This window comes from Alteromonas sp. BMJM2, from assembly GCF_027257845.1.
In the GTDB taxonomy this organism is placed as follows: domain Bacteria; phylum Pseudomonadota; class Gammaproteobacteria; order Enterobacterales; family Alteromonadaceae; genus Alteromonas.
Genome location: NZ_JAPVOT010000002.1, coordinates 377745 through 401415, shown reverse-complemented (window position 1 = coordinate 401415; position 23671 = coordinate 377745). Strand labels below are relative to the sequence as shown.

Sequence of the window (23671 nt, the reverse complement as noted above, 5' to 3'; positions counted from 1 at the left end):
TTACTCTCCCAGCGGAGTCAGTCTCTAGAACCCGGCGCAAGCGCCGGGCCATCTCATAACATTACGCGACAATTGCCGTATTACTTTTCTTCAAGCTCGATGTTGATACCCAACGAGCGAATTTCTTTAAGCAATACGTTGAAGGATTCTGGCATGCCAGGCTCCATTCTGTGGTCGCCATCGACGATGTTCTTGTACATTTTGGTACGACCGTTAACGTCATCCGACTTAACAGTAAGCATTTCCTGAAGGGTATATGCAGCACCGTATGCTTCAAGTGCCCATACTTCCATCTCACCGAAGCGCTGGCCACCAAACTGTGCTTTACCACCAAGAGGTTGCTGTGTAACAAGGCTGTAAGAACCAGTAGAACGAGCGTGCATCTTATCGTCTACTAAGTGGTTCAGTTTCAGCATGTACATGTAACCAACCGTTACAGGTCGCTCAAACGAGTTACCAGTACGACCGTCGAACAAGGTAATTTGACCGCTTTCTGGAATATCAGCAAGCTTCAACATTTCCTTGATTTCTGATTCGCGAGCACCATCGAACACAGGTGTTGCAATTGGTACACCTTTACGAAGGTTCTCAGCTAGACGACGAACTTCGTGATCTGTGAAGCTATCAATGTCTACTACCTGGTGATTTTCACCTAGTTCGTACACTTTCTTCAAGAAATCACGCATTTCGGCAAGCTCACGCTGCTCTTTAATCATGCGATCAATTTTGACCCCAAGACCGTGAGCAGCCATGCCCAAGTGGGTCTCAAGAATCTGACCGATGTTCATACGAGACGGTACACCGAGAGGGTTAAGTACGATGTCTACCGGCGTACCGTTTTCATCGTATGGCATATCTTCTACTGGTTGAATAGTAGAAATAACACCTTTGTTACCGTGACGTCCCGCCATTTTATCACCCGGTTGGATGTGGCGCTTAACCGCTAGGTAAACCTTAACAATCTTCAGTACACCAGGCGCTAAATCATCGCCTTGCGTAATCTTACGACGCTTAGTTTCGAATTTCTTGTCGAAGTCAGCTTTGATCTCAGCATGCTGTTCAGCAATTTGGTCTAGCTCTAACTGTACGTCTTCGCTGTTCAGTGCAATTTCAAACCATTTTTCACGTGGCAGGCTGTCAAGCTTAGCTTGTTCAACACCGGCGCGCGTAAGTGCAGTTTGAGCACGTGCAAAAATGCCATCCGCAAGGATTTCGAATTCGTCAGTAAGATCTTTCTTAACTTGACGAAGCTGCATATCTTCAATTTCAAGCGCGCGCTTGTCTTTCTCTACGCCGTCACGAGTAAAGACTTGAACGTCGATAACCGTACCGTGAACAGAGTTAGGCACACGTAGTGACGTATCTTTTACGTCAGACGCTTTTTCACCAAAGATGGCTCTTAACAGTTTCTCTTCCGGCGTAAGCTGAGTTTCACCTTTTGGCGTCACTTTACCTACAAGAATGTCACCGCCTTTAACTTCTGCACCGATATAAACAACACCTGATTCATCAAGCTTGCTTAATGCAGACTCACCCACGTTTGGAATATCAGAAGAAATTTCTTCTGGACCAAGCTTGGTGTCACGAGCAATACAGCTTAGCTCTTGAATGTGAATAGTCGTAAAGCGGTCTTCCTGCGCTACACGCTCAGAAATAAGGATTGAATCCTCAAAGTTGTAACCATTCCACGGCATGAACGCGATACGCATGTTCTGACCAAGCGCAAGATCACCAAGGTCTGTCGAAGGACCATCGGCTAGCACGTCACCAGTAACAATTGGGTCACCCACACTACAAGTAGGTCGCTGATTGATACAGGTGTTCTGGTTAGAACGGGTATATTTGGTTAGGTTGTAGATGTCGATACCTGCTTCACCAGGAAGCATTTCGTCTTCAGCTACTTTGATTACGATGCGACTCGCATCTACGTAATCTACCGTACCACCGCGTTTAGCAACTACCGTTACGCCAGAATCAACGGCGATAGTTCTTTCCATACCTGTACCAACTAACGGCTTATCGGCGCGAAGTGTTGGAACAGCCTGACGTTGCATGTTGGCACCCATAAGTGCACGGTTTGCATCATCGTGTTCAAGGAATGGAATAATGCTTGCTGCAATTGAAACGATCTGCTGCGGAGAAACATCCATGTATTTGATGTCTTCTTTAGGCATCAAGGTTGTTTCACCACGGTGACGACATGGAATAAGGTCGTCTACCAGTTCACCATTTTCTGTCAGCGCAATGTTTGCCTGAGCAATAGCGAATTGGCCTTCTTCAATCGCAGATAAATAATCGATTTCCTCGCCTACAACGCCATCAACAATGCGACGGAATGGTGTTTCAAGGAAACCAAAATCATTGGTGCGCGCAAAGCTCGCCAATGAGTTAATTAGACCGATGTTCGGACCTTCCGGTGTTTCGATTGGACACAAGCGACCATAGTGAGTCGGGTGTACGTCTCGAACCTCAAAGCCTGCTCGTTCACGAGTAAGACCACCTGGACCCAATGCAGAAATACGACGCTTATGCGTTACTTCTGAAAGTGGGTTGTTTTGGTCCATGAACTGAGATAGCTGTGATGAGCCGAAAAACTCTTTAACCGCAGCCGAAATAGGCTTAGCGTTAATAAGGTCTTGAGGCATGATGTTGTCAAGGTCACCTAGGCTTAAGCGTTCTTTAACAGCACGTTCTACACGAACTAAACCAACGCGGAATTGGTTTTCTGCCATTTCACCCACTGAACGAATACGGCGGTTACCAAGGTGATCGATATCATCAACTTCATCTTTACCGTCACGGATGGTAATTAACTGCTTCATTACAGAAACAATGTCTTCTTTGTCAAGCGTACCAGAACCAATTAGTTCTTCGCGGCCTAAGCGACGGTTAAACTTCATACGACCAACAGAAGAAAGATCGTAACGTTCTTCAGAGAAGAACAAGTTTTCAAATAACGTTTCTGCAGCGTCTTTTGTTGGCGGCTCACCAGGACGCATCATACGATAGATTTCAACAAGCGCTTCTAGGCGATTTGTTGAAGAATCTATACGTAGCGTATCTGAAATGTATGAGCCGTGATCAAGTTCGTTGATGTAAAGCGTTTCGAATTCTTTAATACCGGCTTGACTTAGCTCAGCCAAATTCTCAAGTGCAAGTTCATCGTTCGCACTTACAATAACTTCACCGGTGTCTTCGTTTACATAAGTGGCAGCGAATACACGACCAATTAAATAATCGGCAGGTACTTCTAGCTCTGTTAAACCAGACTTCTCAAGTGCACGTGTGTGACGCGCAGAGATACGACGACCAGTTTCAACAACCACATTACCATCACCATCAATGATATCGAAAGCAGCCGTCTCACCACGAAGGCGATCGGGTTTAACTTCCATCATCAGACGGTCTTTGTCGATGCGAACGTTAACTTTTTCGAAGAAAGTATCTAAAATTTCTTCTGACGTCATTTCCAATGCACGTAAGATAATTGTTGCAGGCAATTTACGACGACGGTCGATTCGCACAAACAAATTATCTTTAGGGTCAAACTCAAAGTCTAACCAAGAACCACGGTATGGAATTACACGTGCATTATAAAGCACTTTACCAGACGAGTGAGTCTTGCCTTTATCGTGATCGAAAAACACACCAGGTGAGCGGTGTAGCTGTGACACTATTACACGCTCTGTTCCATTGATAACGAACGTACCGTTCTCTGTCATCAATGGGATTTCTCCCATGTACACTTCTTGTTCTTTAATGTCTTTTACGGTACCTGGGGCTGCGTCTTTGTCAAACAATACTAACCGTAGTTTTACTCTTAACGGAGCAGAGAAAGTTACGCCGCGAATTTGACATTCTTTAACATCAAAAACTGGCTCTCCCAGGCGATAGCTTACATATTGAAGCTCTGAATTACCTGAGTAACTTTTAATTGGAAAAACGGAACGAAATGCTGCTTCCAAGCCGTACTGAGCATCGGCGTCGATCTCAATAAACTTTTTGAAAGAATCAAGCTGAATTGAAAGAAGGTATGGAATTTCCAATACCTGTGGGCGTTTGCCAAAATCCTTACGGATACGTTTCTTTTCGCTATAAGAGTAAACCATGGGTTCCTCAGCCTGCTGATTTATGACCCAACCTGCTGCTAAATGCTTTAAAACGCGTGCTTTGGGCTAAAAGCTGCGTTTCAAATGGCGCAATAAGCAACAAACTTCCACACCCCTAATTCGGGCAAGTTAACCAGCATACAACAATTTTTAACCAATTATTAGTTAAGTTGTTGGATTTTTATGCTTTTTATTAGTCTTGTCCGAATTGCGCTTAATACAATGTAGATCAGGGTTGTATTCTACACATTTTACAGCGCAAAAAGGCTGGTGGTTTAAAAAACCACCAGCCTTGCCGTCTCAGGCAAATAATCTGATTAAATCAGATTACTTGATTTCAACTTCAGCGCCAGCTTCAGTTAGAGTCGCTTTAAGCTCTTCAGCTTCTTCTTTGCTTACGCCTTCTTTGATAGCTTTAGGAGCAGATTCAACTACTTCTTTAGCTTCTTTAAGACCTAGGCCAGTCGCGCCGCGAACTGCTTTGATAACTGCAACTTTGTTGCCACCGAATGAAGTCATTACAACGTCAAATTCAGTTTTTTCTTCAACAGCAGCAGCTTCACCGCCTGCAGCAGGACCAGCAACAGCAACAGCTGCAGCAGATACGTTGAATTTTTCTTCAGCTGCTTCGATTAGCTCAACCAATTCCATAACTGGCATTTCAGCAATCGCGTTTAAAATATCTTCTTTAGTTAGAGCCATGTTCTCTAAACTCCTGGGTTTTTAATGTTAAAAAAATCAATATGCCAAAAACGAAAATTACTTCTCGTCTTTGATCGCCGCCAATACGCGCACAAACTTGCCAGGAACTTCGTTGATTGTTTGAACGAATTTCCCAACTGGTGCTTTGAAGGTTGCAAGTAGTCTTGCAAGCGCTTCGTCGCGAGTTGGAAGTGAAGCAACTGCGTCCAATTTCTCTGGACCTAGTAAACCACTACCAATTGAAAGTGCTGTTACGTTAAGCTTATCGTTAGTCTTACCGAAGTCTTTAAAAAGACGAGCCGCACCGCCTGGTGCGTCGATAGAGAAACCATAGATAAGCGGACCTGTAAGGGCGCTTTCCAAGTCTGCAAATTTGCTGTCTGCCAATGCACGTTTAGCTAGTGTGTTACGTACAACCTTTAGGTATACGCCTTGCTCACGAGCTTTAATGCGAAGGGCAGTCAGTTCTGCAACTTCCATCCCACGGTATTCAGCGACGGCAACGGATAGAGCGCGAGACGCAACTTCAGATACCTCTGCTACGATCTCTTTCTTTGCTGCTAAACCTAGTGCCACTGAGTTCACCTCTTTGTATCTGACATTGTTAATAGTTACCTATCATCGCCGTCAGGGTTCACAGATTGATACCAAACATCATATTTGGTACCGCTCTACGGTGTTTGTTATCCCAGAGAGTCTGAGTCAAACCACCGTCTGCGCAGGTTGTTCTATTAAGCAGTATGTTGACTGTGAAAGCTCTCTTACTTCTTTCACCACACCGCACCTGCGGTCTTGGACGGGAGTTGTTTACTAGCACTGCTATGTACACAACTCCAACCCATAACCTTTAAGAGATTTCGATGAGCCTGAGCTCGACGAAATTATAGACCTACAGAAGCCTTATCAAGAGATATACCAGCACCCATTGTGGTGCTTAGGCTGATCTTCTGGATATACACACCTTTAGCAGAAGAAGGCTTAGCTTTCTTCAATGCTTCTAGTAGCGCTTCTAGGTTTTCTTGAATTTGGTTAGATTCAAATGCAATCTTACCTAAGCTAGCGTGGATGATACCGTTTTTATCATTGCGGTAGCGAACCTGACCAGCTTTTGCATTTTTAACAGCTGTAGCAACATCTGGCGTTACTGTACCTGTTTTAGGGTTAGGCATTAGGCCACGTGGACCTAAGATTTGACCTAGTTGACCAACAACACGCATCGCGTCTGGGCTAGCAACTACTACGTCAAAATTCATTTCGCCTTTCTTAACTTGTTCAGCTAAGTCTTCCATTCCAACGATATCAGCACCGGCTTCTTTCGCTGCGTCTGCGTTTGCACCTTGAGTAAATACTGCAACGCGAACGTCTTTACCAGTTCCGTTAGGTAGTACAGTCGCACCACGAACGTTCTGGTCTGATTTCTTAGCGTCAATACCAAGGTTTACAGCAACGTCTACGCTCTCAGCGAACTTAGCTGTTGCTAATTCTTTGAGAAGTGCAACTGCTTCGTTGATTTCATACTCTTTAGTCGAGTCAACTTTGTCACGTACTAGACGAGCGCGTTTTGTTAATTTAGCCATTCGATTAGTCCTCTACGTTCAAGCCCATTGAGCGAGCAGAACCCGCGATAGTGCGTACCGCTGCATCTAAATCAGCAGCTGTTAAGTCTGGCTCTTTAGTTTTAGCAATCTCTTCTAACTGAGCGCGAGTTACTTTACCCACTTTCTCAGTGTTAGGACGGCCAGAACCACTCTTGATGCCAGCTGCCTTCTTAAGAAGGTATGACGCAGGAGGAGTCTTCGTTTCGAATGTGAAAGAACGGTCTTCATATACAGTAATTTCTACTGGTACAGGAGCACCTTTCTCTAGGCTGTCAGTCTTTGCATTGAAAGCCTTACAGAATTCCATGATGTTCACACCGTGTTGACCTAGTGCAGGACCAACTGGTGGACTTGGGTTAGCAGCGCCTGCTGCAACCTGAAGCTTGATAATACCGCTTACTTTTTTAGCCATTTTAAATGCTCTCTTGTTTGGGTCTAACGCCTCGCAAATACAGAGAATATTTGCTCAATTGGCTTCCCGTTTCCGTTTAAAAGGGCGCGCATTATAAGGGTTGATTAATTGCTATGCAAGCCCAAACGTGATTAAAAAACGATCTTAATCGTAAATCGGGCTTAAAAGTTTGAAAGTGAAAGGTCGTATGGTTGATTTGCGGAAATTAGTCAGTGCGTTCATCTTAATCAGTGGCTTTTTGATATCTATCTCTACCATGTGACTTTGCCGCGTACAACGCTTTGTCTGCCTGTGTAAAGGAATGTTCAACACTCTTCGCTTGGGAAAACGCGCAGTATCCTGCGCTTGCTGTCATGGATAAGTGTCCTTTCTCGTGTGGTATACGCAGTAAGCGTATATGCGTCATTACACGTTCAAGATATACACGCGCCTGTTCAGAAACACAGTTGGTCAGTAACACTACAAACTCTTCACCACCCCACCGGCCCACCACATCAGTTGGTCTGGCCTGTGACAATAAACAATTGGCAAATACTCTTATCGCCTCATCGCCTACTGGGTGACCGAAGGTATCGTTTATTTTCTTAAAGTGATCGATATCGAACAAGATTAATACTGAATCTTCCGCTTTTCGAAATTGGCCATGCCACTGCAAATCCATAAATGATTGCACAAAGCGTCGATTTTTTAGCCCTGTCAGTGGGTCGATGACAGCGTCTAGACTAGCCTGCCGTGCAAATTTAGCGTGCTCTTTCTTCGCATTTTGCATCTGCCTTAACCGCGTGGAAAACCGTAAAATATGCTCATCCAGTTTATACAGCAATGCTGAGGGCAAACCCGTATCTGGCGTTCTAATCGTAGAGACAAAACTCGGGATAGAAGCTTTATTTCCATCGTCAGCATCAATTTTTGTCATTTGAATCGGAAAGCTACCTGAGCGCCGCGTTACGATATCACTTACTTTCGTTAAGCATGCTGCATTGAGGGAGTTGGAAGAAAGGACAAAAATATCTGTTATAATTTGTGCATCACTAACTTTGGGCACTATTTCTTTTAATCGACGATTAAACCCAACGATCTTACCACTCAACGTTGTGATGAGGGCAGCATCGGTGACACTTTGTAGTATAGCAGTGATGCCTAGGTCATTGACTTCAGCCTGTTGATGATTAGCACTTTCGACACCTATGCTACTGGACGCCGAAGTACTCATGAGCAACATCCTTTTGGTTTTGTTGTGGCTTAAGATGTACTACAACATGGCAATGTCCATCTCCATTTGCGATTGTCTTATTTAATTCTACCGCGGCATATCCATTCTCTGATGAGACTATTTTGCCGAATACGTTTGCAGTCATATGACAAAGAGGTTGCTTGCCCACAACGTTTATTCCAAAAGGGCATCGCGAATTTTGTAAAACGATAGTATCTGGAGTAATAGCAGAAACACTAAACTTGCCTCCTATTCGCCGTTTTAAATCAACGAGTACCTGCGCGATGACTTCAGGAGACATTTTCTTATCACCTAGATGGGTCTTATATTTCTCATGAAACATCGCTCCAACATGGTCGGCAACCATCCCTACGAAGCCTTTCGACTCCTCTGTACCAATAACATCTTCCATTAAGGTTTCAAGTTCTAACAGGATGGTTTGATAAAATGATGCTGCATCGATGTCAATCTCTTTACATTCGATGCGCTGCTCTAAAGTATCGATAGCGAAGTCCCCTTTGCTGTTACTATACTTTAGTATTAGGTGAAATTGTTGCAGTGTGCAAATAAAAAGCGGCAAAAAAAAAGCCCGCTAAAAGCGGGCTTTACATGATATGTCTTGTGACTAACCTTTCTCTACCTGACCAAATTCTAGGTCGACCGGCGTAGAACGACCAAAGATAAGTACCGATACTTTTACGCGGCTCTTTTCGTAGTCTACTTCTTCTACCACACCGTTGAAGTCGGCAAATGGACCGTCTGTAACGCGTACCACTTCACCCGGCTCAAACAATGTCTTCGGCTTAGGCTTATCTACCGACTCTTCAAGACGGTTTAAGATAGCATCGGCTTCCTTAGGAGTAATTGGCATTGGACGGTCTGAAGTGCCACCAATAAAACCAAGAACGCGAGGAACGCTTTTCACTAAATGCCATGAATCTTCATTCATTGCCATTTCGACTAGCACGTAACCAGGATAAAACTTGCGTTCAGATTTACGCTTTTGACCAGCGCGCATTTCAACAACTTCTTCAGTTGGCACAAGTATTTGGCCGAAGTGCTCTTCCATGTTGTGCATTTTGATATATTCAAGAAGGGTTTTCTTGACTCGAGCTTCATACTGAGAAAATGCTTGTACTACGTACCATCTCTTTTTAATTTCTTCTTCAGACATACGTTATGCTCCGATTCCCGTTATAAAGCCAACTACACGAACGATGATACCGTCTAGTCCCCATAAAATAAGTGCCATAACCAAGGTTGCAGCCAAAACAATCAATGTGGTTTGGTTAGCTTCTTGACGTGTAGGCCATACTACTTTGCGTACTTCAGTACGTGACTCTTTAGCAAAGCTTAAAAACGCACTGCCTTTGTTTGTAGATGCAGCAATAAAGCCAGCCACTACAGCAACAACTACCGCTGCGAGAGCGCGATATAATACCGAAAGTTCACCGTATACTGTGTTGGCAGTAACCAACCCTGCAAGTAGTGCAAAAACCACTACCCATTTAAACATGTCCAACCCGTTGGACTGATTTTCCGTCTTTTCGCTCATGTCACGATCCTAGCACTACAGCGTCGTTTTCTTGCGTTACACGCGCAAGTTAATAATTTGGCAGGGGTGGAGGGACTCGAACCCCCAACCATCGGTTTTGGAGACCGCTGTTCTACCAATTCGAACTACACCCCTGTGGCGTTTTTACTCTTAAAATTTGCTTACACTACCCTTGTGATTTGTGCGTCTTTTCGAAGGAAAGTGCGGTATCGCAAGGGAGGGACGCGTATTATACTTAACCACTTTCAAGTTACAAGCGGTTTATTCCCCTCCCACTGTGCATATCGCTAACGGGGCGTGGGTTATTCCACGCCAATAAATCCACCCGTTTGATGTGCCCACAGCTTGGCATAAATACCGTTATAAGCAATTAGCTCGCTATGGGTGCCTTGCTCCACAATTTGACCTTTGTCTAGCACAAGTAACCTATCCATTTGCGCGATGGTTGATAACCTGTGAGCAATAGCCAACACAGTTTTTCCTTCCATCACTTTATCTAAACAAGCTTGAATGGCTGCTTCAACTTCTGAATCTAGCGCTGATGTGGCTTCATCTAAAATAAGTACTGGCGCATCTTTTAATAGCACGCGGGCAATCGCTATTCGCTGGCGTTGTCCGCCAGACAGTTTAATACCGCGCTCTCCAACGTGAGCATCGTAACCCGTGCGCCCCTGATTGTCTGTAAGGGTTAATATGAAATCATGGGCTTCCGCTTGTTTCGCCGCTTTAATCATATCGGCTTCGCCTGCGTCGGTGCGTCCGTAGAGAATATTGTCACGCACTGAGCGGTGCATCAGTGATGTATCTTGGGTCACCATACTGATTTTAGCTCGCAGTGTTTCTTGCCCTACCTCAGTAATGTTCTGACCATCAATAACGATACGACCGCTTTGCGTATCGTAAAAACGCATCAATAAATTAACGAGTGTGGATTTACCTGCACCAGAGCGACCGACCAACCCTACTTTCTCTCCCGGTTTTATCGTCAAATCTAATTGCCTAAACACATCGATAGGCTGATTGTTTGCACCTGAATAAGAGAAGTTAACATTATCAAAATGAATTTTGCCGCCGCCTACGTTTAATGCATCGGCATCGGGCTTATCTTTAACAGCTACTGGCTGAGCAAGGGTATTCATGCCATCTTGCACTGTTCCTAGGTTTTCAAATAACCCCGACACTTCCCACATTATCCAATGGGACATGCCGTTTAGTCGCAAGCATAAGCTGACCGCAATGGCGATATCTCCAGGGGTCGCAATCTGCTCCAACCAAAGAAATACTGATAGCGCACCTATTGTGAAGATCAAAATGGCGTTTGCCATCTCAACACAGAATTCAAGAATGGTAACAAGGCGCATTTGTGGATACACCGTTTTCAAAAAACCGTCCATGCTCTCTTTGGCATAGTCTGCTTCTCTGCGGCTGTGAGAGAAAAGTTTCACCGTGGTGATATTGGTGTAGCTATCGACTATTCGCCCCGTCATAAGTGAACGCGCATCGGCTTGGGCTTGGGAAACCGCTTTTAGCTTTGGTACGAGTACCCGCAAAATACCGATATACACAAAGAACCATACCACCAGTGGAAGCGCTAATCGCCAGTCAGTACTAAATACCAGCACCACCATAGAGATAAAATAAACACTGATATACACCAACAAATCGAGCATTTTGGTGACTGTTTCTCGCACAGAAAGTGCGGTTTGCATTACCTTTGTGGCCACGCGACCGGCAAACTCATTGTGAAAGAAGGTAAGGCTTTGTCCGAGTAAATATCGGTGGGCCTGCCACCTTATTCGCATAGGGTAATTGCCCATCAGTGATTGGCGAGAGAACAATGAACGCAAAAAGATAGATGCAGGAATAAAGACAAGAACCGTTAGTCCCATTCCGATTAACGTAAGCTTCTGCTCTTCTAAGAACGTTTCTCGGCTTTGCTCTGAAAACCAATCAACGAGCTGTCCCAAAAAGCCAAATAGCGCCACCTCTAACATCGCCACTATGGCACTTAACACCGAAACGGTCAGGATGATATGCCACATGCCTTTGGTGTAGTACTTACAAAATGCGACTAATCCCGTGGGCGGTTGCGTGGGCGGCGTATCTGGAAAAGGCTGTGTGAGCCTTTCAAAAAAAGAAAACATGCAAAAACTCTTTTTATTATTGAATCGCCAGATGCGTAATGAATCTCGGCGTTAATATTTACGTTGAGGTGAGTACGCAATTCTACACGATATGTTCAGTCAATTAATTAACTCCTTGATGAAAATCGCTGGGAACGTGGATAAAAGGCGTAATGACTGAGCATGTACGTTTGCTGTAGGTCTTTCGTTAAGCTTCCTGTTATATGCGATTAACATTCTTTTGACATTTAACGGGATGCTTCATACTCCTTACATAAAAACTATAACGACAAAAAAAGACGTTTTAAAAAATGGACACTTTGATAAATAGAGCACCTTTGCGTTTTATTGACGGGTGCTGTCGCTCTTGCTGCCTCGTTTTATTACTTGCACTAGCATTTTCTGGCAATGCTGTTGAAGGTAATTCAGCACAGCAGGATAGCCAACAAACAAAAGAAGACAACAAGCCGGTGGCCGTGGTTATTCAGAGCTCGAATGAGCCATTCTCTTCAGATAGTGGCTCACCCGACGTTGATGAGACTATTTCATCTAAAGAGTCCAGTACCTTCGACACTATCGTTGTACCCTATCTTTCAGAAACTATTACGTTAGACGGTATCTTAGATGATGAAGCATGGCAGCAGGCTAAGGAAATACCGCTAAATGTGGTGACTCGCCCCTTTGAAAATACCGCTCCACCCGTTAAGACCATCGCCAGAATATTCGAAAATGGCGATACCATTTATATCGCCTTTACCGCATTTGACGATGACCCCTCTGCAATACGTGCATTGTTTCGCGACCGCGATAGCGTGTGGGATAATGATTTGGTAGGCGTTAAGCTGGATACGTTTGGCGATAGTCGGCTCTCGTATCAATTTTTTGTCAACCCTCACGGCATACAAACCGACTCTATCGAAAACCAAATGACGCTAAGTGAAAGCGCCAGTTGGAATGCAATCTGGGATGCGGAAGCAAAAATTACCGATGAAGGCTATACGGTAGAGATAGCGCTGCCATTTCGCATTATGAATTTTCTGGATATTGATGGGCTTAAGCAATGGCGCGCAGAATTTGTTCGCTTTTACCCAAGAGATAATAACCTGCGTATCTCGAACCGCCCTGTGGATCGCAACAACGCGTGCAGCTTATGCCAAATGGGAAAAATGGAGGGCTTTAGTCGTGCTAAGCAAGGGAAGAACCTCTCAATTACTCCCTATGCCGTAGCCGGGGCGGCACGCAGTAGAACGCCAGCAACGCCAGAGCAATGGGAATACGGCAACAATCAAGAAGTGGGTGTGGATATAAACTGGGGTATTACCTCGGACATGCTGCTACAAGCCACGATCAACCCAGACTTTTCTCAAGTAGAGGCCGACGCAGGACAGCTTGGGATCAACAACCCTTTTGCACTTTTCTTTCCTGAGCAGCGTCCCTTTTTTGTGGAGAACGCCGACTTTTTCAGCACTCAATACGACTTGGTGTACACCCGTAACATTGGCGCTCCTGATATTGGCAGCAAACTTACTGGCAGAATTAACGACCATACCTTTGGTTTACTGCTGGCAAACGATGACACTACCACGTTCCTCGTTCCAGGGAATTTAGGCTCCAGCGTTGCGCAGCTCAAACAAGGCAGTACAAACCTTGCTGCGCGCTATCGCTTTGATATTTCCGACACCCTGTCTGTTGGTTCTATATTTACAGGTAGACACGCTGATGAATACCACAACCTAGTCACCGGCGTTGACGTGCGCTATCAAATTACACCTAGTGACACTCTACGGGCACAATTGCTTCGCTCTGATACTCAATACCCTGACGACCTAGCCTCACAGTTCTGTCGAGGCAGTTGCGTTAACCAAGAAGATGTAACCGAAACTACCTTAAGAACAGACAAACAAGGCGCGTTCTCTGGAAGTACCTACAAGATTGATTACCGCCATGAAGAAAGAGAATGGTATGTCATTGCAAACAGAACTAGTACTCAGTCTGACTTTCGCGCCGACTTGGGTTTCGAAAGTAATGTAGATAGACACAAATCGGTACTCGGTGGTGGGCTGTTGTGGTGGAAAGATAATGCGTGGTGGAACCGTCTAGAGTTTGGTGGCGACTGGGATATCACTCACAATGACAATGGCGAGTTAATAGAACGAGAAGTTCAGGCGCAAATAGAAATGAACGCGGCTTATCAATCGTATTTCAACTTCCAATGGGTGAAGCGAGATACTGTTGGATTACGCCAAAACGGGGCAAGCCTTGCCATTGACGGCAATACCACCCGGTTTACCGAAGAGCAGTTTTCTTTCTATTTTGAAGCGCGACCAAACCGAACCCTGTATTTTGAAAACTTTGCCCGAATAGGCGATAGAATTGATTTGCGCAACAATCGCCTGGGCGATCAGATTCTGCTTGAACCCCAAATAACTCTGAATATTGGCGATCATTTAGAGGCCTCGGTAAGCCATGAATACAATCGTATTGATGTAAACAATGAAATGCTGTTTACCGCTAATTTATCTGACTTTCGAATGAGCTATCAATTTGATGCAAAGCAGTTTCTCCGCCTTGCGCTTATTTACTCAGATGTTCGAAGAAACCCCAATAATTACCTGGTAAATGTAGATGCCAGAGAACGCAATATGGGTACACAGCTAGTGTATTCTTACATGATTAACCCCCTGTCGCGCTTGTTCATTGGCTATGGCGACTCTGCATTTGCAGATGAAGCAACGCCCGGGCTTTTTCGAACAGAGCAAGCAGTTTTTATGAAATTTAGTTACGCGTGGCTGTATTAACAGTAAAAACTAGGGGACTGTCGGCTGCTGTCACCTTATTGTCGCTATCGGTGTAGTGATTTTATTGTACGATGGGCGAAGTCGAAAGAGTAAGGTCTGCGAGCTATGAAAACATTAAGACTAGAAAAGCGCTGGTCACAGGAGCAACTTGCACAAATGAGTGGCTTAAATGTGAGAACAATTCAGCGAGTAGAAAAAGGACAGAATGTAGGGGTTGAGACGTTGAAATCTTTAGCCGCTGTTTTTGAAATCTCTACGGACGAGTTGGTTAATATGATAGAACGTGAAATAGAAACACCGGAGGCAAAAAAGGTTGATGTAGACGCTGCCATGCACCAACGAAATGAGGCCCATGAAAAAGTAAAATCTATCAAATATTTCTACATCAATACCGCCTTTCTAGCACTCATTTTCTTTTTATTTATGGTGCCAAACTATAATGGCGGAGAAAACGCGGGCCCGCTGATAGCCGTATTAGTGTCTTTTGCAATGATCATTGCTGGTCACGCGCTAGTTGTCTTTCAGCCCTTTGGCGAAAGGTGGGAGCAGAAGAAAATAGCGAAAATTTTAGAACAGCAAAGCAATAGTCACAATTCTACCTCTAAAGACTGAGTAGTGAATGCCGTACTGCCAACAGGTTGGATTTCTGTATTTAAGGGTACGCATATCCTTTTGCTTATCGCCTATCTCTTAAATAGGCTATACATTGTTCATAATGAACAGATGGTATATGCTGGCATTCCTTTCACAGGGCTCAGACTACTAAAAGGATTTAAACAATGAAGTTATTTTTACTGGCCGCCTTAGCAATTCCTCTTTTAGCCGCCTGTGTGATAGTGCCAGAAACTGATACTGCAAAAGTTAATCAGTGCGAAATCTCATCCGACCGAAAAACACTCAAAGTAATAAACGGGTTTGAAGATACCAATACGTTTTACTCTATCAGCGGTCTTATATTACTGCCTGTGTCCGGCGTGGTTTCAGGAACCTATGTAGCGGTAAATAATATCTATCACATGGGTGAAGAGCGCTTTGTGTGCGGACCTAAAGAGTCACGCACTAAGCAGAGCTAGTACAGAATACCTCGCGCGGTTCGGCTAAGGGCTCACTCAGTCTTTATAACCTAGGGCAGTAAGTGTTGTTTCAACTTTTTCCCTGTGTTGCTTTTGCCACTGAGCTAACGACATTGACGAATCTTTGTCTGCCCGCGCTTTTGCTATTCTAAAGACCTCTTCAGATTCAGCGCGTGGAATAACCGCGATACCTTCTTCATCAGCCACAATGATATCGCCAGCATTAACGGTAACACCGCCACACACAATAGGCTCATTGAGTGGCGCTATACATTTCTTAGCGCCTGGCTTTGGCACAACTCCACGCCCGAAAACTGGAAACTTGTTTTCTCTCGTCTCTGCAATATCTCTAATCACGCCATCGATGACAAAGCCAGCTATACCTCTTTCTTGGGCTATAGCGCACACGTTGCCACCTGCCACGGCAAATTTATCATCGGCTTGAACCACAATAATATCGCCAGGTTGGGCTCGGTAAATTGCAGCATGCAACATAAGGTGGTCGCCAGAGGCACATTTTACCGTGAAGGCAGGCCCTGCAATGCGCCCCATTCCTTCCCATAAAGGCTTTATCTCGTAGCCCATAAATTGGTCCCGCGAGAGTGCATCGGCATACTCGCAGGGCGAGACTGAGGCAAAGAGTGCTGAGTTGAATGGCTTCATGATATGTCCTCTGTTAAGCAAACTGATGAGCGTGCAAGCTCTAGCTAATTAAGCTCTAACTAGGGCGTGTTGATCTTTGCTGTACGTTTTTGCAACAAAGATCAACACGCCCTAGGCATCCACTATAACCAATTAGCCATTACAAGTTGTTACAACCTGTGTATTTTCACTATAAATACTTTTGCTAATGGTACCTTCATGCTAAAAGATGCTTCAAACCTTTAATAAGTCGGCAGTTTTTCCTTTTTTGAATAGGGTAAATAGCCACACAGAACAACGGCACAGCAGCGCCATTACAAAGCTTTACATTGTGTAGCGCTTAATAAAGTAGCCCTACAACCAGTAAAGAAAGGTAATACAAAGCAGTGCTACATTTTAATAAGAAGGACATAGCAAAAAATGTTACGTAGCGTATTAAGCTTAAGTGTTGCAATTGCATTAGCGGCATGTAGCCCGCAAAACACGGCACCAGAAACCGGTACCGTTGCCGAAGTACAAAAGGAGACGCTGTCTTCGGGGATCATCACTGAAAATATGGACCTTAGTGTCAGCCCTGGCGATGACTTTTTTCAATATGTGAACGGGAAATGGTTCGATACTTTCGAGATCCCTGCCGATAAATCTAGCTATGGGTCCTTCGTTATTTTACGAGATGAAGCACAAGACCATGTGATGGACATTATAAAGTCATCGGCAGAAGGCGACTTCAAAGCGGGTAGCGACGAGCAAAAAGTGGGTGATTTCTATCGCGCCTATATGGATGTCGACACACGAGACTCACTGGGTGTCACACCGCTTACCCCTGAGTTAGACAGAATTGCGAACATCGAAAATTATTCAGATCTTGCGGCCTATTTTGCCTATGCGGCTCGGTATGGTTACGGCACGCCGTTTAGCCTTACTCAATATCCCGATTTAAAATCGCCACAACAGTACCTTATGTATACCTGGCAATCGGGGCTTGGACTACCAGAGCGCGAATACTATTTCAAAGACGATGAAACCTCGCAGACCGTGCGCGATGCCTATGTAAAACATATTCAAACTATGTTCGAACTAGCCGGCTTCAACGCACCTCAACAAAGCGCGCAAATGTTGTTTGAACTAGAAACTCGTATTGCAAAGTTACATATGAAGAAAGAGCAAGCGAGAAACTTTGCCGCCAATTACAATAAGTTGACCATTGAAGAACTTGGCGAACTCATGCCTAACTTTGATTGGTCGAGCTATTTAGAAAGCGCTGATATAAGCGACATTGAGGCATTGGGAATTTTGCAAAAAGACTACATGCAAAATATCGATGGCGTTATTCAACAAACCTCTATTGATGATTGGAAAACCTTTCTGCAGTGGGGACTGCTCAATGCATCGGCAAGCCGATTGAATAGTGAGCTTGATGAAGCAAATTTCAACTTTTACAGCAAAACACTTCGCGGCGTCGAAGAACAGCAGCCTCAGTGGCGACGTGCAGTAAACTTATCGAATGCCCATGTGGGTGAGCTAATTGGCAAGGTCTATGTAAAACAGCACTTTCCACCTGAAGCCAAAGAACGCATGATGGAAATGGTGAACAACCTACTTCTTGCCTATAAAAGTAGTATTGAAAACCTTGAGTGGATGACTGATGAAACTCGCGAGCAAGCCCTTGATAAATTGTCAAAATTTACCGTGAAAATTGGCTATCCAGATCAATGGAAGGACTATTCAGCACTTACGGTAAAAGCCGGTGACCTATTTGGCAACTTAAAGCGCTCTTCTGATGTGCTTTATGAAGAGATGTTGAAGAAACAGGGCGGCCCAGTATGGACTCACGAATGGGGTATGACGCCGCAAACCGTAAATGCTTATTACAATCCGCCGCTAAATGAAATTGTATTTCCCGCAGCAATTCTTCAGCCGCCTTTTTTTGATATGAATGCCGAAGACGCCGTTAATTACGGTGGTATTGGTGCAGTTATAGGCCATGAAATTGGCCACGGATTTGACGATGCAGGCTCAACATTTGATGGTGATGGAGTGCTGCGCAATTGGTGGACCGATAAAGACCGCTCAGAATTTGAAGCCCGCACAGCCAACCTCATTGAACAATATAACGAGTTTGAAGTGCTGCCTGATGTGCATGTTAATGGTGAATATACCCTTGGCGAAAACATTGGCGATCTGGGTGGAATAAGTATTGCCCTTAAAGCCTATCACCTGTCTTTAGATGGCGAAGAAGCACCTGTTTTAGACGGTTTTACCGGCGACCAACGTGTGTTTTTAGGGTATGGACAAGTGTGGGCAAGTAAGTACCGCGACGAAGCTTTGCGAAACCAAGTTCAAACCGATACCCATTCACCGACTAAGTTTCGTACTAACGGTGCACTTCGAAATGTACCCGCCTTCTATGAAGCCTTTAACGTAACCGAAGAAAACGCACTGTATCTTGCACCAGCAGACCGCGTGAAAATTTGGTAAGAATTATACCAGTCCGCATAAGATAATTGCCTACCAATTAAAAGGGGCGCCTGTCTTCACAGGCGCCCCTTTTTTCCCTATTTTTTTGACTGGCTTTGATTTTGACTTGCTTTTGTTTTCGCTTACTTTAGTTATGTGTAGCAGAAAGCGAGCTGAAGCAATCAGCCATCTACAGACTGGTCAGCCGATAGCCCCTTCAGCACTTCAACGGCGTGAAATGCTTTATCAGACTGCACAAAAATATGGTCATGATGATAAGCGGCAACCACATTGGCACTTATCCCAGCGCGGCCCAACGCCGTACTCATCGCTGCCGTCATGCCTACAGCGTCGAGACTTGAATGTACTTCACAAGTTATACACTTAAATGGCCCTTCACCTGTGAGTCCATGCTGCGTTGCCAGCTGGCACGCTAAGATAAAGGTTACGCCCTCAGCTTCTTTGAATATGCCTTTTGCCTTGGTCAATAACACACGATGTTTGTCATCTTCAGATTCTTGTTCACTCAACGAAACGAAGATAAACTCATCTGCGCTAACAACCGGAGATAGGTTACTCAATAGCACTCTCAAGTCTTTTTCTGCTGCCATGGTCAGTACCTGTAAGCGTTTATTTTAAATTCTTAGATAGCGATTTTTTTGATAACTTTTTTTTGATAACGGTTTTTTTGATAACGGTTTTTTTGATAACACCTATGACTTGCTACAGTTTTTTAGCTCTAATGCGCTTGCCCTTTATTTTGCCTTCGCGAAATTGGGTCATTGCACGCTTCACGCTGCGCTGCTTCACTGCGATAAAACTTGCGCTATTTTGTACCGCAATTTTACCTATATCATCACCTGGAATACCTGCATCTTTGGTTAATGCACCAAGGAGGTCGCCAGGGCGAAGCTTTTGTTTCTTACCCGCGCTAAGTGACAGGCAAGTAAACTCTGGCTGGGTAATTTTGTTTTTATGAAAACGAAGGCTCTGCGCGCCTTTAAGCGGGATGTCTTCTTGCTGCAGTACCTCAATTTTTCGTAGCGAGTTCTCTTCATCATCGCTAATTAGCGTAATGGCCATTCCTTCTGCGCCCGCACGTGCAGTACGGCCAATTCTGTGAATATGCACTTCTGGCTCTTCACTTACGGTGTAGTTAATGACACACGCGATATCATCAATATCCAGTCCTCTGGCAGCCACATCGGTAGCAACTAAAACCTGCAGTGAATCACTGGCGAACTGCATAAGTACAGCGGTGCGTTCATGCTGTTCCATATCACCTTTTAGGCCTGCTGCACTGAAACCCTCTTCTACAAGCTCCTCTACCACCTCAGCCACCTGAACCTTGCGATTACAAAACACAATGGCATTTTTAGGTTGGTAATGAGTCAGCACGGCTTTTAGGGCTTGAACCCGTGTGTGCTCTAGCACGTTGTAACCAAGCTGCGTAATCGCTGGTTTATTGTCTTGAGATTCCACTTTGCACGACACAGGGTCTCGTAAGTACTGATTAGCTACACGCTCAATTTGTTCAGTAAAGGTGGCAGAAAACAACAGTGTCTGTACCTTTGATGACATAGGAGAGAAAATAATGCGCAAGTCATCTTCAAAGCCCATGTCCAACATTCTGTCAGCTTCATCAAGTACACGAAAACGCACATTTTTTAGTGTAATTCGACGTTTTTCTACGTGATCCATAATCCGCCCTGGCGTACCCACGATAATGTGTGGACTGTGTTTGAGGGACTGAATTTGCGGCCCCATGGGTTTACCGCCACATAGGGTTGTCACTTTCACGTTACCAATTTGCTTAGCCGCCTGCCTAAACTGCTCTGCGACCTGATCTGCTAACTCTCGCGTTGGGCATAAGACTAATGCTTGAGTAGTAAAGTCATTAACATCAATGTTTTCCAGCACAGGAATAACAAAACACAGGGTTTTGCCACTGCCCGTTTGCGCTTGGCCAATAATATCCCTGCCTTGTAAGGCACTAGGTAAAGACTGCGCTTGAATAGGCGACAGTTGGTGAATGCCTTGAGCGTCTAGCGCTTTTACAACTGCGGGGTTTATATCAAGGTCTTTTATTGTTTCAACTGTCATTATTCTATCCAATGGGGAAATTCAAAGGCCTTCTTTAACGTTTTTACCACTCGCTAGTGGCAGTCTTACTGACCATTAGCGGCAATTAGGAGAAAAAAACGAAAGGCTCATGATAATTTAAAAACACGCGAGCGGTTTTTCAAAAACCATCTTCATGACAGCTTTTATAACTGCTACTACCACTGTTTCTTAAACAGTCAGTACTATTACTGTTACCAAGGTCGCGTGTTCAAGTATAAAAAGAAATTGTCGCTATAGCGCAAATATTGCGTTAAATGCTATGCCGACTGGAAAGCTGATTTAAGCTTCCACTGCAGTGTTTGGCCCGCGTAAAACGGTACCATGTCAGTGCCATCAGCTAAGGTTACTTGCTCAGGTACATCCCAATTTTCTTTCACTAAGGTCATCGTTGTTGTGTTGCGAGGCAAACCATAAAAGTCTGCACCATAGTGGCTGGCAAAGCCTTCAAGCTTGTCTAGCGCTCCTAGCTGCTCGAACACTTCAGCATATAGCTCTATGGCAGACCATGCGCTGTAACACCCTGCACAACCACACGCATTTTCTTTTTTGTGTTTGGCATGAGGCGCTGAATCGGTGCCTAGGAAAAACTTCTTGTTCCCGCTGGCTACCATGTCTCTTAGCGCTTTCTGGTGGGTATTTCGCTTTAATACTGGTAAGCAATAATTATGTGGACGCACACCGCCTACTAGTAAATCGTTGCGGTTAAGCAATAAATGCTGAGGCGTAATAGTCGCGGCCACAAATTCATTGGACTGCGCCACAAACTCTGCAGCGTCTGCTGTAGTGATATGTTCAAACACCACTTTCAACTCAGGGAAAGCAGCGGTAATTTGAGTTAAATGGGTATCGATAAACACCTTTTCACGGTCAAAAATATCAATGTGATTTTCTGTCACTTCTCCGTGAATAAGTAGCAGTAAACCCTGCTCCTGCATGGATTCAAATACGGGATACAAGGCTTTAATACCTTTCACTGCAGCATCGGAGTTAGTGGTGGCACCAGCGGGATAAAGCTTACAAGCTGTTACCCCTGCTTTTTTCGCATCGACAATATCTTGTACCGATGTTTCGTTGGTAAGAAACAGTGTCATTAGAGGTTCAAAGCTACTGCCAACAGGACGTGCTGCTTCAATACGCGCTTTATAGTCCATCGCCATTGCAGCATTAACCACTGGAGGCACTAAATTAGGCATTACAATGGCGCGCTGAAAACATCGTGCCGTAGCAGGAACAGTTTCAGCTAGCATCTCATTGTCACGGAAGTGAAGATGCCAATCGTCAGGAGTCGTGATGGTTAACGTTTGCATGCCTAATTCTCTCATTACTTTTCAGGGTTTTCGGATTACTACAATTTGCTGCGTTCTTAAATTTTCTATGCACTGGGGTTTTCATGTCATAAAACCCTCAGCCCTCATAGCTCATACTAAGTGCTCGGACATAAGTGCACAGTCATAAGCGCTCTAGCGTGCTTTACGCCAGTAGTAAAAATATATTATCTATGACTTTTTCGTGTATGCCGCAATAATAACGATGCGGGTGCCGTTGACCTTGCCTTCAATATGTAACGGGTTATCACAAAGGCTAATCCCCCTTACCGGTGTACCCCGCTTCGCAGTAAACCCAGCGCCTTTAACGTTTAGGTCTTTAACAAGATGTACGTTATCGCCGGTTTCAAGCGCAGTGCCATTACTATCTAATGTAGCCTCCCGCTCTATAAGGCCAGCTTCGGCCCAGGTCTTAGCATCGTCATCGAGATACATCATATCTAGCGCATCTTGCGCCCACGCTTCGGTGCTCAATCGAGACAACAATCTATAGGCAACCACCTGCACCGCAAGCGTTGTCGACCACATAGCATCGTTAAGGCAGCGCCAGTGCACGGGGTTAAGCTCTGCTTCACCCTCTAACTGAGCACGGCAAGTATCACAGGTTAAAATAGCGCACCCTGCGGTGTCGTCGGGTGATTCAGGTACCATGTAAACCTCAGTATCAGAGGTGGATTTACATAGTTCGCAAGCATTATCAGCTCTGGTTATAACGGCGTCTTGAAGCACAATTTACATCTCAAAAATAAACTGTGTGCAATAATAGCATAAATTGCTCATCAACACGCCTTCTCAAGGTGAACTTCAACAGGTCCGTTTAGAGTTATTTTCTAAAGTTATCATCTAAAGTGCTGTGTTTTGATCTACCCATATCAGTTTGTCGGTGTCGTAGCCCGCATTTTCAGCAAACGTCATTAGTTCTGCGATAGTGGCATCTGGCAATGTTTTCGTTCTCGCTAGCAACCATAAATACTCTCTATCTGGGCCGGTTACTAATGCGTATTGATAATTTTCCTTATCTAGCTTCATCACTATGTAGCTTGCGTAAAATGGCCCAAAGAATGACACTTTAAGGTGCGCGGTGGTGGGCTCACCCACAAAGTACGCGATTCCTTCGGCCTCCTCCCATTCACCAGCTTCTTCAGAGTACCCGCGGTTGATAACCTTGACGCCATCATCATCTCTCATAGAGTAAGTAGCTGTAACACGGGAAAGCCCTTCTTCGAAACTGTGATCATAACGGGCAAGCTCATACCACTGCCCAAGGTACTTGTTGAGATTAAAATCGGTGATGGGCTTCACGCCATCGGGCACGCTTGTGCAGCTCGATAACAGCACACAAAGAAAGGTAATAAGTGTTAATTTTTGTAGAAAGCGCATACTAATTTCCTGATTTCATACGTATTCATAGCATTGGCGTTAATGCCGTCACTTTATTTATTGATACGTCGCTGTTAAAAGGCCTGCAACAGCGATATTGTAACCGACGCGACACAGTCTATACGTCACAGCTTTTTTGAAGAACACTTTTTAAAGACAC

Annotated in this window: 20 protein-coding genes and 1 tRNA gene; 4 read left to right on the top strand and 17 right to left on the bottom strand. The window is 44.6% G+C overall.

Annotated features, from left to right (window positions below; translation table 11 throughout):
• Nucleotides 1–80: 80 nt before the first annotated feature.
• The 11 genes from rpoB to O9X84_RS04450 form a co-directional block, all read right to left on the bottom strand.
• Complete coding sequence (gene rpoB / locus O9X84_RS04500; RefSeq protein ID WP_269518386.1) at nucleotides 81–4109, bottom strand: DNA-directed RNA polymerase subunit beta; 4029 nt, start codon at nucleotides 4107–4109, stop codon at nucleotides 81–83.
• Between the two features lie 327 nt (nucleotides 4110–4436).
• The gene (gene rplL / locus O9X84_RS04495; RefSeq protein ID WP_269518385.1) at nucleotides 4437–4811 is read right to left on the bottom strand and encodes a 50S ribosomal protein L7/L12; all 375 of its coding nucleotides are present in this window, start codon (nucleotides 4809–4811) and stop codon (nucleotides 4437–4439) included.
• A 57-nt stretch (nucleotides 4812–4868) separates the two neighbouring features.
• Nucleotides 4869–5387, bottom strand: coding sequence for a 50S ribosomal protein L10 (rplJ, locus tag O9X84_RS04490; protein WP_269518384.1), 519 nt, complete (start codon nucleotides 5385–5387; stop codon nucleotides 4869–4871).
• A 305-nt stretch (nucleotides 5388–5692) separates the two neighbouring features.
• Nucleotides 5693–6388, bottom strand: coding sequence for a 50S ribosomal protein L1 (gene rplA, locus O9X84_RS04485; RefSeq protein WP_269518383.1), 696 nt, complete (start codon nucleotides 6386–6388; stop codon nucleotides 5693–5695).
• Nucleotides 6389–6392: 4 nt separating this feature from the next.
• The gene (gene rplK, locus O9X84_RS04480; RefSeq protein WP_032097749.1) at nucleotides 6393–6821 is read right to left on the bottom strand and encodes a 50S ribosomal protein L11; all 429 of its coding nucleotides are present in this window, start codon (nucleotides 6819–6821) and stop codon (nucleotides 6393–6395) included.
• Between the two features lie 223 nt (nucleotides 6822–7044).
• Complete coding sequence (locus tag O9X84_RS04475) at nucleotides 7045–8034, bottom strand: GGDEF domain-containing protein (protein WP_269518382.1); 990 nt, start codon at nucleotides 8032–8034, stop codon at nucleotides 7045–7047.
• Complete coding sequence (locus tag O9X84_RS04470; RefSeq protein WP_269518380.1) at nucleotides 8012–8614, bottom strand: methanogen output domain 1-containing protein; 603 nt, start codon at nucleotides 8612–8614, stop codon at nucleotides 8012–8014. The genes O9X84_RS04475 and O9X84_RS04470 overlap by 23 nt, the downstream gene beginning before the upstream one ends.
• A 45-nt stretch (nucleotides 8615–8659) precedes the next feature.
• On the bottom strand, nucleotides 8660–9208 hold the full coding sequence (nusG, locus tag O9X84_RS04465) for a transcription termination/antitermination protein NusG (protein WP_032097747.1): 549 nt from the start codon (nucleotides 9206–9208) through the stop codon (nucleotides 8660–8662).
• Between the two features lie 3 nt (nucleotides 9209–9211).
• Nucleotides 9212–9589, bottom strand: coding sequence for a preprotein translocase subunit SecE (secE, locus tag O9X84_RS04460; protein WP_032097746.1), 378 nt, complete (start codon nucleotides 9587–9589; stop codon nucleotides 9212–9214).
• Between the two features lie 58 nt (nucleotides 9590–9647).
• A tRNA-Trp gene (locus tag O9X84_RS04455) sits at nucleotides 9648–9724 on the bottom strand.
• Nucleotides 9725–9891: 167 nt separating this feature from the next.
• Nucleotides 9892–11733: an ABC transporter ATP-binding protein gene (locus tag O9X84_RS04450; protein ID WP_269518378.1), complete on the bottom strand. Its 1842-nt coding sequence runs from the start codon at nucleotides 11731–11733 to the stop codon at nucleotides 9892–9894.
• 290 nt (nucleotides 11734–12023) lie between these two features.
• Here O9X84_RS04450 and O9X84_RS04445 point away from each other — a divergent pair, with 290 nt between their 5' ends.
• The 3 genes from O9X84_RS04445 (at nucleotide 12024) to O9X84_RS04435 (ending at nucleotide 15583) form a co-directional block, all read left to right on the top strand.
• Nucleotides 12024–14510, top strand: coding sequence for a carbohydrate binding family 9 domain-containing protein (locus tag O9X84_RS04445; RefSeq protein WP_269518376.1), 2487 nt, complete (start codon nucleotides 12024–12026; stop codon nucleotides 14508–14510).
• Between the two features lie 105 nt (nucleotides 14511–14615).
• A complete protein-coding gene (locus tag O9X84_RS04440) occupies nucleotides 14616–15122 on the top strand; it encodes a helix-turn-helix domain-containing protein (RefSeq protein ID WP_269518375.1) in 507 nt (168 codons plus the stop codon).
• A 167-nt stretch (nucleotides 15123–15289) separates the two neighbouring features.
• Nucleotides 15290–15583, top strand: a complete 294-nt coding sequence (locus tag O9X84_RS04435) for a hypothetical protein (RefSeq protein ID WP_269518374.1) — start codon at nucleotides 15290–15292, stop codon at nucleotides 15581–15583.
• A 36-nt stretch (nucleotides 15584–15619) separates the two neighbouring features.
• Here the strand turns inward: O9X84_RS04435 and O9X84_RS04430 are convergent, their stop codons facing one another.
• A complete protein-coding gene (locus O9X84_RS04430) occupies nucleotides 15620–16246 on the bottom strand; it encodes an RraA family protein (RefSeq protein WP_269518373.1) in 627 nt (208 codons plus the stop codon).
• Nucleotides 16247–16645: 399 nt separating this feature from the next.
• Between O9X84_RS04430 and O9X84_RS04425 the strand changes: the two genes are divergently transcribed.
• Complete coding sequence (locus O9X84_RS04425; RefSeq protein ID WP_269518372.1) at nucleotides 16646–18703, top strand: M13 family metallopeptidase; 2058 nt, start codon at nucleotides 16646–16648, stop codon at nucleotides 18701–18703.
• A gap of 161 nt (nucleotides 18704–18864) precedes the next feature.
• Here the strand turns inward: O9X84_RS04425 and O9X84_RS04420 are convergent, their stop codons facing one another.
• The 5 genes from O9X84_RS04420 to O9X84_RS04400 form a co-directional block, all read right to left on the bottom strand.
• Nucleotides 18865–19293 (bottom strand): ACT domain-containing protein, encoded by a 429-nt coding sequence (locus O9X84_RS04420; protein WP_269518371.1) that lies wholly within the window; start codon nucleotides 19291–19293, stop codon nucleotides 18865–18867.
• A gap of 112 nt (nucleotides 19294–19405) precedes the next feature.
• Nucleotides 19406–20785 carry an ATP-dependent RNA helicase DbpA gene (gene dbpA, locus O9X84_RS04415; RefSeq protein ID WP_269518370.1) on the bottom strand — a complete coding sequence of 460 codons (1380 nt, stop codon included), beginning with the start codon at nucleotides 20783–20785 and terminating at the stop codon, nucleotides 19406–19408.
• A gap of 278 nt (nucleotides 20786–21063) precedes the next feature.
• Nucleotides 21064–22113: a dihydroorotase gene (gene pyrC / locus O9X84_RS04410; RefSeq protein ID WP_269518369.1), complete on the bottom strand. Its 1050-nt coding sequence runs from the start codon at nucleotides 22111–22113 to the stop codon at nucleotides 21064–21066.
• A 189-nt stretch (nucleotides 22114–22302) separates the two neighbouring features.
• Complete coding sequence (locus tag O9X84_RS04405; RefSeq protein WP_269518413.1) at nucleotides 22303–22863, bottom strand: PhnA domain-containing protein; 561 nt, start codon at nucleotides 22861–22863, stop codon at nucleotides 22303–22305.
• 111 nt (nucleotides 22864–22974) lie between these two features.
• Nucleotides 22975–23511 carry a lipocalin family protein gene (locus O9X84_RS04400; RefSeq protein ID WP_269518368.1) on the bottom strand — a complete coding sequence of 179 codons (537 nt, stop codon included), beginning with the start codon at nucleotides 23509–23511 and terminating at the stop codon, nucleotides 22975–22977.
• Between the last annotated feature and the right edge of the window lie 160 nt (nucleotides 23512–23671).

Bases quoted from the DNA above. Each gene is read 5' to 3' on its own strand.
- rpoB (WP_269518386.1), bottom strand. From the start codon at position 4,109: ATGGTTTACTCTTATAGCGAAAAGAAACGTATCCGTAAGGATTTTGGC.
- rplL (WP_269518385.1), bottom strand. From the start codon at position 4,811: ATGGCTCTAACTAAAGAAGATATTTTAAACGCGATTGCTGAAATGCCA.
- rplA (WP_269518383.1), bottom strand. From the start codon at position 6,388: ATGGCTAAATTAACAAAACGCGCTCGTCTAGTACGTGACAAAGTTGAC.
- rplK (WP_032097749.1), bottom strand. From the start codon at position 6,821: ATGGCTAAAAAAGTAAGCGGTATTATCAAGCTTCAGGTTGCAGCAGGC.
- O9X84_RS04475 (WP_269518382.1), bottom strand. From the start codon at position 8,034: ATGAGTACTTCGGCGTCCAGTAGCATAGGTGTCGAAAGTGCTAATCAT.
- nusG (WP_032097747.1), bottom strand. From the start codon at position 9,208: ATGTCTGAAGAAGAAATTAAAAAGAGATGGTACGTAGTACAAGCATTT.
- secE (WP_032097746.1), bottom strand. From the start codon at position 9,589: ATGAGCGAAAAGACGGAAAATCAGTCCAACGGGTTGGACATGTTTAAA.
- O9X84_RS04450 (WP_269518378.1), bottom strand. From the start codon at position 11,733: ATGTTTTCTTTTTTTGAAAGGCTCACACAGCCTTTTCCAGATACGCCG.
- O9X84_RS04445 (WP_269518376.1), top strand. From the start codon at position 12,024: ATGGACACTTTGATAAATAGAGCACCTTTGCGTTTTATTGACGGGTGC.
- O9X84_RS04440 (WP_269518375.1), top strand. From the start codon at position 14,616: ATGAAAACATTAAGACTAGAAAAGCGCTGGTCACAGGAGCAACTTGCA.
- O9X84_RS04435 (WP_269518374.1), top strand. From the start codon at position 15,290: ATGAAGTTATTTTTACTGGCCGCCTTAGCAATTCCTCTTTTAGCCGCC.
- O9X84_RS04430 (WP_269518373.1), bottom strand. From the start codon at position 16,246: ATGAAGCCATTCAACTCAGCACTCTTTGCCTCAGTCTCGCCCTGCGAG.
- O9X84_RS04425 (WP_269518372.1), top strand. From the start codon at position 16,646: ATGTTACGTAGCGTATTAAGCTTAAGTGTTGCAATTGCATTAGCGGCA.
- O9X84_RS04420 (WP_269518371.1), bottom strand. From the start codon at position 19,293: ATGGCAGCAGAAAAAGACTTGAGAGTGCTATTGAGTAACCTATCTCCG.
- dbpA (WP_269518370.1), bottom strand. From the start codon at position 20,785: ATGACAGTTGAAACAATAAAAGACCTTGATATAAACCCCGCAGTTGTA.
- pyrC (WP_269518369.1), bottom strand. From the start codon at position 22,113: ATGCAAACGTTAACCATCACGACTCCTGACGATTGGCATCTTCACTTC.
- O9X84_RS04400 (WP_269518368.1), bottom strand. From the start codon at position 23,511: ATGCGCTTTCTACAAAAATTAACACTTATTACCTTTCTTTGTGTGCTG.